The organism is Dyella sp. A6 (assembly GCF_036320485.1).
Classification (GTDB): Bacteria; Pseudomonadota; Gammaproteobacteria; order Xanthomonadales; family Rhodanobacteraceae; genus Rhodanobacter_A; species Rhodanobacter_A aluminiiresistens.
Map to the genome: position 1 here is coordinate 3,613,076 of NZ_CP132911.1, position 13,969 is coordinate 3,627,044.

Annotated in this window: 9 protein-coding genes; 2 read left to right on the forward strand and 7 right to left on the reverse strand. The window is 68.4% G+C overall.

The genetic code is table 11. The features are described from left to right. Positions 1-9: 9 nt before the first annotated feature. From RA164_RS16130 to RA164_RS16150, 5 genes are all read right to left on the reverse strand, one after another. On the reverse strand, positions 10-1,542 hold the full coding sequence (locus RA164_RS16130) for a DHA2 family efflux MFS transporter permease subunit (RefSeq protein ID WP_329741860.1): 1,533 nt from the start codon (positions 1,540-1,542) through the stop codon (positions 10-12). Positions 1,543-1,587: 45 nt separating this feature from the next. After that, complete coding sequence (locus RA164_RS16135) at positions 1,588-2,784, reverse strand: HlyD family secretion protein (protein ID WP_329741861.1); 1,197 nt, start codon at positions 2,782-2,784, stop codon at positions 1,588-1,590. 10 nt (positions 2,785-2,794) lie between these two features. Then, positions 2,795-4,279 (reverse strand): efflux transporter outer membrane subunit, encoded by a 1,485-nt coding sequence (locus tag RA164_RS16140; protein ID WP_329741862.1) that lies wholly within the window; start codon positions 4,277-4,279, stop codon positions 2,795-2,797. Positions 4,280-4,314: 35 nt separating this feature from the next. After that, a complete protein-coding gene (locus tag RA164_RS16145) occupies positions 4,315-4,773 on the reverse strand; it encodes a MarR family winged helix-turn-helix transcriptional regulator (protein ID WP_329741863.1) in 459 nt (152 codons plus the stop codon). Between the two features lie 181 nt (positions 4,774-4,954). Beyond that, positions 4,955-5,194: a hypothetical protein gene (locus tag RA164_RS16150; RefSeq protein ID WP_329741864.1), complete on the reverse strand. Its 240-nt coding sequence runs from the start codon at positions 5,192-5,194 to the stop codon at positions 4,955-4,957. A gap of 279 nt (positions 5,195-5,473) precedes the next feature. On the opposite strand from RA164_RS16150, the gene RA164_RS16155 reads away from it, so the two are divergent. Further along, positions 5,474-6,334, forward strand: coding sequence for a helix-turn-helix transcriptional regulator (locus RA164_RS16155; protein WP_329741865.1), 861 nt, complete (start codon positions 5,474-5,476; stop codon positions 6,332-6,334). Positions 6,335-6,356: 22 nt separating this feature from the next. Here RA164_RS16155 and RA164_RS16160 read toward each other — a convergent pair whose 3' ends face one another. Both RA164_RS16160 and RA164_RS16165 read right to left on the reverse strand, forming a co-directional pair. Continuing rightward, positions 6,357-7,217 carry an alpha/beta hydrolase gene (locus tag RA164_RS16160; protein ID WP_329741866.1) on the reverse strand — a complete coding sequence of 287 codons (861 nt, stop codon included), beginning with the start codon at positions 7,215-7,217 and terminating at the stop codon, positions 6,357-6,359. Positions 7,218-7,310: 93 nt separating this feature from the next. After that, positions 7,311-9,344, reverse strand: coding sequence for a S1 family peptidase (locus RA164_RS16165; protein ID WP_329741867.1), 2,034 nt, complete (start codon positions 9,342-9,344; stop codon positions 7,311-7,313). A 191-nt stretch (positions 9,345-9,535) separates the two neighbouring features. Between RA164_RS16165 and RA164_RS16170 the strand changes: the two genes are divergently transcribed. After that, positions 9,536-13,963 (forward strand): DEAD/DEAH box helicase, encoded by a 4,428-nt coding sequence (locus RA164_RS16170; RefSeq protein WP_329741868.1) that lies wholly within the window; start codon positions 9,536-9,538, stop codon positions 13,961-13,963. The last annotated feature ends 6 nt before the right edge of the window (positions 13,964-13,969 follow it).

Below are 13,969 nucleotides of genomic sequence, written 5' to 3' on the forward strand. Positions count from 1 at the left end.
GGGCGATCGTCAATCGGCTTCTGCGGCCGCGACGGCGCGCTTGTGCGCCATGAACGGCGGCCGTGCCAGCCACAGCACGGCAATCAGGCCGATGAAGATCCAGCCAAGGACATGGAAGATTTCGTTGAACGCGATCTGGAAGCCCTGCTGGCCGATCGAGCGGTCGAGCAGTGCCAGCGATCGTAGCCGCTGCGCCGGTGCCAGGCTTTCCAGGCGCGGCTGCAGCAGCGGGTTGTACGGGTTGATCTGTTCGGCCAGGCGGGCGTGATGCAGCACCGCGCGACGGTCCCACGCGAAGGTGGTGATCGACGCCGCGAAGCTGCCGCCCAGCGTGCGCAGGAACGTCGACAGGCCGGAGCCGGCGGCAATCTCGTGCGGCTGCAGGTCCGACAGCAGGATGGTCAGCGTGGGCATGAAGAACAGCGCCACGCCCAGTCCCTGCCAGAACTGCACCATCGCCACATGCATGAAATCGATCTGCATGTCGAAATCCGCACGCATGAAACACGTCACGCCCATCACCACGAACGCGGCAGCGGCCAGCATGCGCAGGTCGAAGCGATGCGCGTACTTGCCCACGAAAAAGGTGAGCAGCACCGGCAGCACGCCGATCGGCGCGGTGGCGAAGCCGGCCCAGATCGCGGTGAAGTGCAGGTTGCGCTGCAGCCACAGCGGCATCAGCAGGCCGATCGCAAAGAACGCCGAATAGGAGAACACCATGACCAGCGTGCCCGCGGTGAAATTGCGATGGCGGAACAGGCGCAGGTCGACGATCGGGTCCTCGTCGGTCAGCTCCCAGATCAGGAAAACCGCCAGCGCGATCGCCGACACCACGCTCAGCACCACGATCAGGTGCGAGTGGAACCAGTCGTCGTCGTTGCCCTTGTCGAGCACCACCTGCAATGCCCCCACGCCGACCACCAGCGCCACCAGGCCCATGTAGTCCATGCGCGGGCGCTCGATCCGCTCCAGTTTTTCGCGCAACTGGTTGAACGCGACCATCGCGGCGAATACACCTACCGGCACATTGATGAAGAAGATCCAGCGCCAGGAATAGTCGTCGGTGATCCAGCCACCGAGGATCGGTCCGGCGATCGGCGCCACCACCGTCACCATCGCAAGCAGCGCCAGCGCCATGCCCCGCTTGGCCGGTGGATACACCGCGATCAGCAGGCTCTGGGTGACCGGGTACATCGGCCCGGCCACCGCACCCTGCACCGCGCGGAACAGCAGCAGCATGCCCATGTTCTGCGCCAGTCCGCACAGGAACGACGACAGCACGAACAGCAGCGTGCACCACACGAACAGCTTCACCTCGCCGAAGCGCCGGGTCAGGAAACCGGTCAGCGGCAGCGAGATCGCCATGCACACCGCGAACGAGGTCACCACCCAGGTGCTTTGCGACACGCTCACGCCGAGGTTGCCGGCAATGGTCGGCAACGACACGTTGGCGATGGTGGTGTCCAGCACCCGCATGAACGTCGCCAGCGAGAGGCCGATCGTGGTCAGTGCGAGATTGGGCGGGCGGAAGTGGCTGCTCATGCGCTGGGGAAGGCGCCCGGGCCATAGGAACCGGGCGCCCTTGCCTCACTTGCTCTTGCTGCCAGCCATGTTGGCGTGAATGATCTGCGCGATCTGCGTGTTCGCATGGGCCAGCTGACGCTGGTAGACGTCGGTGCTGAAGGCCGGCTTGGTCGGCGGCTGCTGGGACAGCATCGGACCACTCTGGTCATGCAGGTTCACTTCCACGTTCAGCGACATGCCGATGCGCAGCGGGTGCTTGTCCAGCTGTGCCGGGTCGGTGAACACCACGCGCACCGGAATGCGCTGCACGATCTTGATCCAGTTGCCGGTGGCGTTCTGCGCCGGCAGCAGCGAGAACGCGCTGCCCGTGCCCACACCCAGGCTTTCCACCTTGCCCTTGTATTCCACCGAGCTGCCGTACACGTCTGAGGTGATCTCCACCGGCTGGCCGATGCGCATGTGGGTGAGCTGGGTTTCCTTGAAGTTGGCGTCGATCCACACCTGATGCAGCGGCACCACCGCCATCAGCGGCGTACCCGGCGCCACACGCTGGCCCAGCTGCACCGAGCGCTTGGCCACGTAACCGGTCACCGGTGCCACCAGCGTGGTACGCACGTCGTCGAGATAGGCAGCGCGGTACTTCGCCGCCGCGGCCTGCACGTCGGGCTGCGACGCGACCACGGTATCGTCCACCAGCACCTTGTTGGTCTGGTAGTCCTGCTCCGCGGTAACCAGCGCGCTCTGCGCGGCGATCAGCTCGTCGCGGACGTGGGCCAGTTCCTCGGTCGAGATCGCACCGGACTTGGCCAGCGCCACGCGGCGGTTGTAGTCGGACTGTGCCTTCTGCACCGCCACCTTGCGCGCCGCCACGATGGCCTGCGCGCCGTTCACGCTGCTGTACAGGCCACGCACCTTGCGCACGGTAGCGGCAAGGTTGGCCCTGGCCTCGGCCAGCGCCACGTCGGCGTCGGCCTTGTCCAGGGTGACCAGCATGTCGCCCTGCTTCACCAGGTCGCCATCGTCGGCACCGATGCTGACGACGGTACCCGGGATCTGCGGGGTGATCTGCACCACGTTGCCGCCCACATAGGCGTCGTCGGTGGCCTGGTACCAGCGACCATCAAGGAAATACCACAGTGCCCAGCCGATCAGGCCGAGCAGAACGATCACGCCGAGCAGGCGCAACAGGAAGCCGCGCCGGTTGTTCTTCGGCGGCTGGGCGGCCGCACTATCGGCCGTGGGGGACATCTGGCTGGACATGGGGGCTGCCTCAGGAACGATTATCGGTAGAAGAAGATGTGTGCGCGGATGCGTGGGCCGTGGCCGGCGGCACCTGCCCGTTGCCGGGGGTGTAGCCGCCGCCCAGGGCCTGGATCAGCTGCACGGACTGGTCGGACTGCTGGGCCTTGAGCGCGGCCATGCGCTGCTCGGCGGCGAGCAGCTGCTGGCGCACGGTCAGGGCTTCGAGATAGCTGCCCACGCCGGCCTTGTAGCGCTGCTCGGCCAGGGTCCAGGCCTCGCGCGCGGCGGCCAGCGCCTGTGCTTCGGCGGCGACCTGCTGCCGTAGCGAGCGCAGCGCGTCGACGTCATCGGCCACTTCGTTGACGGCACCGACCAGCGCCTGGTTGTACTGCGCCACGGCTAGGTCGTACTGCGCGTCCTTGCCGCGCAGGTTGTTGCGCAGCCGGCCACCGTCGAAGATCGGCAGGCTGAGCGCCGGCGCCACGGTATAGAAGCGCGATGGCAGATCGAGGATGTTGCCGCCACCGAAACCGATCACACCGGCCAGCGCGGACAGACCCAGGTTGGGTAGGAACTCGGCCTTGGCGGCCTTGATGTCCTTGCCCGCCGCCTCCACCCGCCAGCGTGCGGCGACCAGGTCGGCGCGATGGCCGATCAGGTTGGCCGGCAGGTCAGCCGGCACCGCCAGCTTCGACGGCGGCAGCAGCTGCGGCCGGGCGATCTTCAGCCCGCGGTCCGGCCCCTTGCCGAGCAGGGCGGCCAGCGCATTGCGCGCCGCGTCGATGGCGTTGCCGGCCTGCGCCAGCTGCTGCTTCGCGGTCGCCACTTCGGCGTTCGACTGCTCCAGCTGGATCCGGTTGTCGATGCCGGCATCCACCCGTTGTCGGGTCAGCTTGCGGGCCAGGCGGGCACGTTGCAGCTCGGCCTTCGCCACATCGTGCTGATTGTAGGCGTAACCCAGCTGCACATAGGCGCGTGCCAGGTTGCCGGACAGTTCGATCCGGGCTGCATGCGCTTCCACTTCGGCCGCACGGGCCTCGCCCACCGCCGCCTGCCAGGCAGCACGACGGCCGCCCCACAGATCGGGATTCCAGCTGAAGCTGGCGTAGGCGTACTTGGCCAGGCCGAAGTGGCCGTTGCCGAGCGCCGGCACGCTGGCCGGCAGACGCGCGCCGGCCACGCTGGCGCCGGCATTCACGCGCGGCAGCAGGTCAGCATGGGTGACGCCCGCCGCGGCCTGGGCCGCGCGCACACGCGCATCGGCCACAACCAGGCTGGGATTGTTCTTCAGCGCTTCGGTCATCAGCGCGTCGAGCTGCGCGTCGCCCAGCCCGACCCACCAGTCGGTCTGTGGCCAGCTGGCTTCGGACGCCGACACCTGCGCCAGGCTTTGCTGGGTCGCCAGCGAAGACGGATCGATCGGCGCGCCCTGCGGATGCAGCCCTCCGCTCGAGGCGCAACCGGCCAGGGCGAGGGTCAATCCGACGGCTGCCACGGGTAGATGCAGACGCATGAGTTTCAGTCTCGGGGTAGGGGGTGGAAACGGTTTCAGTCTTTGTCGCGCAGTGCGCTTAGCACGCGCTCGAGATAGGTGTGCAGGCGCTTGCGCTCGGCATCGCTCAGCGAGCGTTGCGCCGCAGCCAGCACGCGGTCGTTGCAACTGGTCAACTCCTGCCACAAGGCGTTGCCTTCGGCAGTCAGCTCGATGCGCAGCGCGCGACGGTCCTGTTCATGCGGGCAGCGACGCAGATAGCCCTTGCTCTCCAACTGGTCGAGCTGACGTGTCATCGCACCGCCGTCCAGCTCCACCGACCGGGCCAGCTCGGTCGCGGTCATCGGACCCAGTACCGCCAGTCGCTTGAGGATGATGAACTGGATGTAGCGCAGGTCCATGCCCTTGGCCGCGATCTGTGCCTCCATCGCGCGCACCAGTTCGGTGCGGACCAGCCCGAGCAGGATGCCCAGGCTTTCCTTGGGAGCGTCAGTTGAGGCGGAAGACGGGTTCATGGCCGTGCATTCTATTGCCGGAAGTATAATTGTCAAGGCAAATATATTTCCGGCAGTGTTTGCCTTGGCAAAATCTGACGGCCCACACGGCAAAACCCCGGGAAACCGGCGCCGGCATGCCTGCCCGGAGCTTTCCGGACACGCTCGGCGCCGGCATCACCGCAGTGACCGGCCGGCCACATCACGCCTGGCGGGTCGCCAGTTCGTCGTTGACCAGCGCGGCCAGCGCCGGATCGCGGATCGTGAACAGCTCGAACACGCCCATCGCCTGCATCACCGGCAACAGCGACAGCAGACGAGGTTCGGCTTCGCGGCGAACCGTCTCGGGAGTGACCGGGTCGAGCATCAACTGCGCATGCACGACGAAATCGGTCAGCGCATCGGTCGCCGATACTTCATGATCAGTCAGCAATAACGACATGTCGGTCTCCTTGGGATCGTTACAACACAGGGACGTTGGAGGGAGCCGCGACGTTACGAACGAGGTGCCGGACAGGCCATCCGGTTCATGCGTTGCGGGGGATTTTCTCGGGCGACTGGGCTGCGCATTGCACGCAACCGCGGGATGTCCCGGCCTATCGGGGCCATCCATGCTGGATGGGCCGGGACATCCGTTGGATCGTTGGGGATCTCAAGATTAAACGCGACGCGTTACCATAGGCAGACAATTCCGACTTCTGGTACTCACACCACCACCCGTATGCCGTCATCCCGGCAACGTACCGAACTGAAAGCGTTCCTGCGCGCGCGCCGTGCCGCCGTGTCGCCCGAGGCGGCCGGTCTGCCGCGCGGGCAGCGCCGGCTCACGCCCGGACTTCGGCGCGAGGAAGTCGCGGTGCTGGCCGGGGTCGGCGTCACCTGGTACACGTGGCTGGAACAGGGACGCGCCATCAACGTGTCCGCCGCGGCGATGACGCGGATCGCCCAAGCGTTGCAGCTGACGCCCACCGACGAAGCCTACCTGTTCCACCTGGCCAACCTGCCGCACGCCGAACCGGTGACCCGGCGCATCGAACTGCCGCCCTCGCTGCAGGGGCTGCTCGACCTATACCAGGCCCCGGCCTTCGTCGTCGATCCGCTGTTCGACGTACTTGCCTACAACGCCATGGCAGACCAGCTCTACCGGTTCGAGGCCGGCCAGGGCCGCTTCGCCCGCAACCATCTGTGGAACGCGTTCACCAACCCGGAACGCCTGGAGCTGTATGCCCCGTGCTACGAACCGGGCATGCTGAACCTGCTCGGCGTGTTCCGCATGAACCATGCCTCGCATCCGGACGATCCGCGCTTCGATGTCCTAATCGAGGCGCTCACCGAGGCCAGCCCGCTGTTCGTGAGGCTGTGGGAACGTCGCGAAGTCGCCCCGCTGCGCGCCTGGACCGCACACTTCCACCACCCAGGCCACGGCGAAATGCGCGTGCACTCGAATCGCCTGCCGCTGCGCGACGGCAAGGCCGACGGCGCCGTGGCGTTCTTCTTCGTGCCCGAGGACGAGGCCACGGCGGCCAGCTTCGCGCGCATGGCCGAACAGCTGCGCGAGGGACGCGAAACCGCCGGCGCCTGAGCCAAGGCCGAAGCGCCCCTCGCTAGAGCCGGGTCTGCGACAGCCAGTCGTCCAGTTGCTTCAGCACCTGGCTGCGTCCCGGCTCCGCCTCATTGAACAGTTCGTGGTACAGCGTGTCGAAAAAGCGCGCGGTGAGGCGCCCGGTCGCGCGCGCGCCGGCGGCAAAGGCACGGCTGCCGGAAGGGTCGACCAGCTTGTCGCTGCCGGCTGCCAGCAGCAGGGTCGGCACGTCCAGGTGGCCGGCATCGGCAATGCACGCCGGACCGGCGCGAAAGATGAAATCCGCCAGCCGCGGCGTGATCCGTGCCGTGCGCAGCGCATCCATCTGGTACGCGCCCACCACGGCGGGATCATGCGAGGTGGCGGATGCCGGCAGGCCGTTGTGCAGGGGCAGGTTGGGCACAACGCGGGCCAGCCCGTGCGCCAGCCGCTGCAACCACCGGGGCGAATGCGCGCGCAGCGCGGGCGACGACAGCACCAGCGCGGGTGTCGACAGACGCCCGTCGAGTACCGTGCGCAACGCCACCAGCCCGCCCATGCTGTGACCGAGCAGCAGCGGCGCATGCGCCGCCGCGTCGGCATAGTGCCGATAGACCGTGGCCAAGTCGCTCAACAGGTCGTCGTCATGGGTCAGCGCACCACGCGCACCCGGCGAACGGCCATGGCCCCGATGGTCGTAGCCGCGCACCGCGTAACCGTGCCGGCGGAACCAGTCGGCCAGTGCCTGGTAGCGACCGCTGTGTTCGCCCAGCCCATGCACCAGCAACACCGCGCCACGGGCATCCGCCAGCGGCCAGTCGCGCACGTACAACGCCAGGCCATCGGCCATGGTCAGCCGCATGTCATCGCTTTCACCGGCGGCAAAACCCGGCTTCGCCTGCATCCGTTGTTCCACTCGTCTCCCTGTCATCGGTCGGTCGGCAGCGTTCCATCAGGCCAGATCGCCGGTTGCCATCGCGTGAACCGGCGCACGCTCTCAGTGCTCGCTCACCCGCATGTTTTTCGTCAACCGCGCCAGCCTGGCTTTCATGAAGGCCTGCGGATGGCGACCCTCGATACCGTAGAACACGGAATACAGCACGGTGGGCGACGCCACGCCCGGCTGCGCGACCACGGCGTTGATCTTCATCACATCGTCGTCGTCGCGCGCCACCCCGTCATAGGGATGCTCGCGGCGGGACACTTCGCGCCACTGGCTCTGGAAGCTGTCGTCGAGATCGGCCGGCGGCTGCATGAAGCGCTGGACGGTGACCCGGTTCATGTCGTTCGGGTCGCGGTTCTTCCACACCCGTACCGCACCGACATCCCACACCGGCCGGCCATGGTCCTCGAAGTAGCTGAAGCCCAGCGTTAGCAGGCTGTCCGGCTCGATCTTCTGTACCGCCGGCGTGAACGAGAACGCCAGGCGCTGCGAGGAATAGCTGAAGCGGTGGCCGTAATCGAAGTCGATGTGGATGTTGCGGAACGCGTCCGGAAGCAGTGCCTTCTGCGCCAGGAAATCCTTCCACTGCGCCAGCGTGCCCTCGTAATCCACATAGACGAAGTCGGTCAGGGTCTTCAGGTCCAGCCGGTTGTCGTGCGCGTGACCCGGCGGCAGGCTGCGCGCCAGCATCACGTAGCCGTCCGGTACCGGCAGCGCCATCACCAGCATGCGGACGTCGGCAAACGGCAGCGACCATTCGGCCATCTTCCAGTGCCGCTGCCAGCGATCGGTATAGGTCGACTCGTCATACGGCTTGCCGAGCGAGGTGATCTTGATCCGTTCGGGACCGATCGTGCGATGGAACAGGCCGGCCTTGGCCATCTGCGTCATCGCTACGCCCAGATCGGCATAGAACGGACCAGCCGGCAGGCTATCCGGACGGCGCAGGTGGAACAGTGCCGTGTGCCCCATGTGGCCGACCGCGATATAGCCGTTGTCCGCCAGCGTGATGCTGCGTGCCTGCTGGCCCGCGCGTCCCCAGATGCCATTGCTGTTGCGGGCGATCAGCGACGGAAAGTCCGTCAGCCACGGCTGGCCGTAAAGCAGCTGGCGCGAACCGTCGCCCTGCGGGAACAGGTGCGGTGCCGCATCGGAAAGCAAAGCCTTCAGCTGCGCATCGCTGTTCGCGTCGCCCAGCTTCTGGAAGGCGGCGCTGAAACCGGCATAGCTCAGCGGCAAGGCGAACGTGGCCTTGAACCGGCTGCTGTGCACCGAATCCAGCACATCGAGCTGGTAGCTCGTCAGGGTATCGATCACGGCCTTGTGCGGCGGCGCGTTCAGCACCTCGCCGATCGGCAGCGCGTAGTTGAGGTTCTCGTTGGCCGACTTCATCAGCACCACGCCGATCACCTTGCCGCTGTGGTCCAGCAGCGGGCCGCCGCTGTTGCCGGGCGAGGCCGCCGCCGAGAAGCGCATCCATTTCCAGCGCCCGTCCAGTGGCTCCGGCGTATTGGAGGTGTACAGGCCGTCGCGGATCACCACCCCGGTACCCAGCGCGTTGCCGACCGCGTAGACCACCTGGTTGAGCGCCGGCTTCACGTCCACCGGCAGCGCCGCCGCGCCGGGTGGCTGGGTGGCCAGCGAGAACACCACGAAATCGCGGCGCAGGTCGAACTTCTCGATCTTGTCGATCGCATAGACGTGGCCCGCGCTGTCACGCAGTTCGGGCGCCCCCCACAGGCCGCCCAGCCCTGCCAGCAGCACGTGGCCGGCGGTGACATAACGGTTGTGGCCGAGCGCGAAGGCGGTACCGATGGAGTAGTACTTGTCGGTGCGCTGCTGATACGGCAGCAGGTCCATCGGCAACGGCTTTTCGTAGGTCAGCGGATCGTGCAGCGGCTTGGCCTCGACCACCTCGAAGGTGGCGGCCTGCACGGTCGGCAACACCGCCGGATTCAGCGTGGCGGCAGCAGCGACGCGCAGCATGCAGAGCCCGATCACCATCGCCAGCAGGCCCGACCATCCCGGCCGCGAACCCTTTTTCGTCGCGCGCGCGACGACCGGCACCGCCCTGTTCCGTATCCTCATGCTCCATTCCCCTTTGACGACGCATGTGACAGCAGTCCTTCCATACTGGCACGCTGACGCGGCTTTGAGGAACATGGCGGGACACTCCGCCCGACGGCACGGATCGCAATGGCCCGGATCGCAGCACCTGCGACAGGCTTGATGCACCATCCGTGCGGATACGACACTCCAGGCCCGAACCGCAGACCGGCATGCCGCGTACCCCGCCAGCCAACCCGTCGCATGATCCGCTGGATGCTTTCCATCCGGCGGTGAGCGCATGGTTCCGCAGCAGTTTCCCCGCCGCGACGGCGGCGCAGGCGGCGGCGTGGCCGGCGATCCGCCGTGGCGAACACACCCTGGTCGCGGCGCCCACCGGCTCGGGCAAGACGCTGACCGCCTTCCTCGCCGCCATCGACGCGCTGGTGCGCGAAGGCGTGGCGCAGGGCGGCACGCTGCCGGACGAGACGCGGGTGGTCTACGTGTCGCCGCTGAAAGCGCTGTCGAACGACATCCAGGTCAACCTGGAGGCGCCGCTGGAAGGCATCCGTGCCGAACTGGAAGCGGCCGGCCTGCCCGACGTGACGATCCGCACCGCGGTGCGCACCGGCGACACGCCGCAGGCCGAGCGCAACTTGATGCGCAAGCACCCGCCGCACATCCTGGTCACCACGCCGGAGTCGCTCTACATCCTGCTCGGCTCCGACTCCGGCCGCACGGCGCTGAAGCATGTGCGCGAAGTGATCGTCGACGAGATCCACGCCCTGGCCGACAGCAAACGCGGCGCGCATCTGGCGCTGAGCCTGGAGCGGCTGGAAGCGCTGTGCCAGCGTCCGCTGCTGCGCATCGGCCTGTCCGCCACGCAGAAGCCGATCGAGGCGGTGGCGCGCTTCCTGGTCGGCGAGGGCGCCAGTGCCGCACTGGCGCCGCTGGCCGACGACACCGTGCCGGAGGCCGGCAACACCCCCGCCTGCAGCATCGTCGACATCGGCCACACGCGGGCGCGCGACCTCGCCATCGAAGTGCCGCCGGTGCCGCTGGAAGCGGTGATGTCCAACGATGCCTGGGCGCTGGTCTACGACCGACTCGCCGCGCTGGCCCAGGCGCACCGCACCACGCTGGTGTTCGTCAACACGCGACGGATGGCCGAACGCACCGCGCGGCACCTGTCCGAACGGCTGGGCCAGGAACAGGTTGCCGCGCACCACGGCAGCCTGTCACGCGAGCAGCGGCTGGACGCCGAGCAGCGGCTCAAGCGCGGCGATCTGCGCGCGCTGGTCGCCACCGCCTCGCTGGAGTTAGGGATAGACATCGGCGACGTCGACCTGGTCTGCCAGCTCGGCTCACCGCGCTCGATCGCTGCCTTCCTGCAGCGCGCCGGGCGCAGCGGTCATGCCGTCAGCGGCACGCCCAAGGCACGGCTGTTCGCCACCTCGCGCGACGACCTGGTCGAATGCGCGGCCCTGCTCGACTGCGTGCGTCGCGGCGAACTGGACACCCTGGTGCAACTGCCTCAGCCGCTCGACGTGCTGGCGCAGCAGATCGTCGCCGAAGTGGCCTGCAGCGAGTGGAACGAAGACGCGCTGTACGCGCTGGTGCGCCGCGCACATCCGTACCGCGCGCTGGCCCGTAGCGACTTCGACGCCATTGTGCGCATGCTCGCCGACGGCTTCACCACTCGCCGTGGCGCGCGTGCCGCCTACCTGCACCGCGACGCCGTGCACAAACAGCTGCGCGGCCGGCGTGGCGCACGGCTCACGGCCGTCACCTCCGGCGGCACCATTCCCGACACTGCCGACTACATGGTGGTGCTCGAACCGCAGGCGACCATCGTCGGCACCGTCAACGAGGATTTCGCGATCGAAAGCCTTGCCGGCGACGTGTTCCAGCTCGGCAACACCAGCTACCGTATCCTGCGTGTGGAGCCCGGCAAGCTGCGCGTGGAAGATGCCAGGGGTATGCCGCCGAACATTCCGTTCTGGCTGGGCGAAGCGCCGGGGCGCAGCGACGAACTGTCGTTCGGCGTTTCGCGCCTGCGCGAAGAAGTGGGCGCGCAGCTCGCCGCCGCCGGCGTGGACGCGGCAAAGGCGTGGCTGCACGACACCCTGGGCTTGAACGAACCCGCCGCCCGGCAGATCGCCGACTACCTCGCGCATGCCCGTGCCGCGCTGGGCGAGCTGCCCACGCAATCGACCATCGTGTTCGAGCGCTTCTTCGACGAATCCGGCGGCACCCAGCTGGTCATCCACACGCCCTACGGCAGCCGGCTCAACCGCGCCTGGGGCCTGGCGCTGCGCAAGCGCTTCTGCCGCCAGTTCAATTTCGAGCTGCAGGCGGCGGCCACCGAGGACGCGATCGTGCTGTCGCTGTCCACCAGCCACAGCTTTCCGCTGATCGAAGTCGCCGGTTACCTGCACGCCTCCAGCGCCGAGCACGTGCTGACCCAGGCGCTGCTGGACGCACCGCTGTTCCCCACGCGCTGGCGCTGGGCCGCGGTCACCGCACTGGCGTTGCCGCGCTTTGCCGGCGGCAAGAAAGTACCGCCGCAGCTGCAGCGCATGAAGAGCGAGGACCTGCTCGCCACGGTGTTCCCCGACCAGGTCGCCTGCCTGGAGAACATCGTCGGCGAGCGCGAGGTGCCCGATCACCCGCTGGTCAACCAGACCCTGCACGACTGCCTGCGCGAGGCGATGGACACCGATGGCCTGATCCACCTGCTGCACGGCATGGAAGACGGCCGCATCACGGTGGTCGCGCGCGACCTCGCCGCGCCCAGCCCGCTGGCCAGCGAAGTACTCACCGCCGCACCCTACGCCTTCCTCGACGACGCGCCGCTGGAAGAACGCCGCACCCAGGCCGTGCAGACGCGACGCTGGGGCGACGTGGAAGACGCCAGCGATCTTGGCCGGCTCGATCCCGATGCCATCGCCGCCGTGCGCGAGGAAGCCTGGCCGCAGGCGCGCGACGCCGACGAAATGCACGACGCACTCACCGTGCTCGGCGGCATCACCGACAGCGAAGTGGCGGTGAACGCCGGCTGGGACGCGCACCTGCGCGCGCTGGCGAAAGCGCATCGCGCTACCCGCCTGAACCTCGCGCCCGACACTGCCGTGTGGGTCGCCGCCGAACGCCTGCCGCTGTGGCAGGCGGTGCATCCGCAGGCCGCGCAGCAACCGGCCATCGACGCCCCCGCCGAATACGCCGCGCAAACCTGGACACCCGAAGATGCCCTGCGCGAGCTGCTGCGCGGCCGCCTCGGCGGGCTGGGCCCGACCCCGGTGCCGCCGCTGACCGCCGCGCTGGGCGTGGACAGCGGCGACATCGAACTGGCACTGATCCGCCTGCAGTCCGAGGGCTACGTGATGCAGGGGCACTTCAGCCCCGACGCGCCGGCTGTCGAATGGTGCGAGCGCCACCTGCTGGCGCGCATCCATCGCTACACGCTGGGCCGGCTGCGCCGCGAGATCGCCCCGGTAAACCGGCGCGACTTCCTGCGCTTCCTGTTCGACTGGCAGCACATCATCCCGGCCACGCGCATGAGTGGCCCGGACGCGCTGCCGGCCGTGCTGGCGCAGCTGGAAGGCTACGAAGCCGCCGCCGGCGCGTGGGAAGGCGAGCTGTTGCCCGCCCGCCTCGACGACTACGGCAGCCGCTGGCTGGACGAACAATGCCGCGCCGGCCGCATCGGCTGGAGCCGGCTGCGTCCCGGCGGCAGCGGCGGCGGACCGGTACGCGCCACGCCCATCGTGCTGCTGCCGCGACGCCAGATGGGCGTGTGGGCCTCGGTCGCCGAACGCGACGACGCCGAAGCCCCCGCGCTGTCCTCCCGCGCGCAGGCGGTGGCCGATGCACTGCGCGACGAAGGCGCGCTGTTCTTCGACGAGCTGATGGCCAGCACCCGCCTGCTGCGCACCGAACTGGAAGACGCGCTGGGCGAGCTGGTCGCCGCCGGCCGCGTCACCGCCGACAGCTTCGCCGGCCTGCGCGCCCTGCTGCTGCCCGCGGCCAAGCGCGATAACCCGCGCCATCGCCGCGTGCGCCACCACAACCTGAGCACCCTGGAAGACGCCGGCCGCTGGGCACGGGTGCGCGCCCGCGCACCGCGCGAGGCCAGCGACGAGGCGCACCGCCGCGAGCAGGTCGAGCACGTCGCCCGCACGCTGCTGCAACGCTACGGCGTGGTGTTCTGGAAACTGCTGGAACACGAAGCCGCCTGGCTGCCGAGCTGGCGCGAACTGCGCCAGGTCTACCAGCGGCTGGAAGCGCGCGGCGAAATCCGCGGCGGCCGCTTCGTCGACGGCCTGGTCGGCGAACAGTTCGCCCTGCCCGACGCGATACCCGCCCTGCGCGCCATCGCCCGCCGCGAAGCATGCGGCGAGCTTGTCGTCATCAGCGGTTGCGATCCGCTCAACCTCACCGGCAGCGTGCTCCCCGGCGAGCGTGTCCCCGCCGTGATCGGCACCCGCATCCTGTTCGAGGACGGCGTGCCAGTGGCCGCGTGGGTCAGCGGCAAGGTGCAGTGGTTGGTGGAAGGGAGCGCGGAGCAGCAGCGGCGGTGGCGGGAAGTGTTGAGCGTGAAGGGCTCCGCCAGCCGGACCTGGCTCCGGGCGCTGCCACCCGGATCCGCGGCGCAGCTGTGATCGCCG

What these genes read in the sequence shown, in the direction of transcription:
- RA164_RS16130 (WP_329741860.1), bottom strand. Translation starts at nt 1,542, where the DNA reads ATGAGCAGCCACTTCCGCCCGCCCAATCTCGCACTGACCACGATCGGC.
- RA164_RS16135 (WP_329741861.1), bottom strand. Translation starts at nt 2,784, where the DNA reads ATGTCCAGCCAGATGTCCCCCACGGCCGATAGTGCGGCCGCCCAGCCG.
- RA164_RS16140 (WP_329741862.1), bottom strand. Translation starts at nt 4,279, where the DNA reads ATGCGTCTGCATCTACCCGTGGCAGCCGTCGGATTGACCCTCGCCCTG.
- RA164_RS16145 (WP_329741863.1), bottom strand. Translation starts at nt 4,773, where the DNA reads ATGAACCCGTCTTCCGCCTCAACTGACGCTCCCAAGGAAAGCCTGGGC.
- RA164_RS16150 (WP_329741864.1), bottom strand. Translation starts at nt 5,194, where the DNA reads ATGTCGTTATTGCTGACTGATCATGAAGTATCGGCGACCGATGCGCTG.
- RA164_RS16155 (WP_329741865.1), top strand. Translation starts at nt 5,474, where the DNA reads ATGCCGTCATCCCGGCAACGTACCGAACTGAAAGCGTTCCTGCGCGCG.
- RA164_RS16160 (WP_329741866.1), bottom strand. Translation starts at nt 7,217, where the DNA reads ATGCAGGCGAAGCCGGGTTTTGCCGCCGGTGAAAGCGATGACATGCGG.
- RA164_RS16165 (WP_329741867.1), bottom strand. Translation starts at nt 9,344, where the DNA reads ATGAGGATACGGAACAGGGCGGTGCCGGTCGTCGCGCGCGCGACGAAA.
- RA164_RS16170 (WP_329741868.1), top strand. Translation starts at nt 9,536, where the DNA reads ATGCCGCGTACCCCGCCAGCCAACCCGTCGCATGATCCGCTGGATGCT.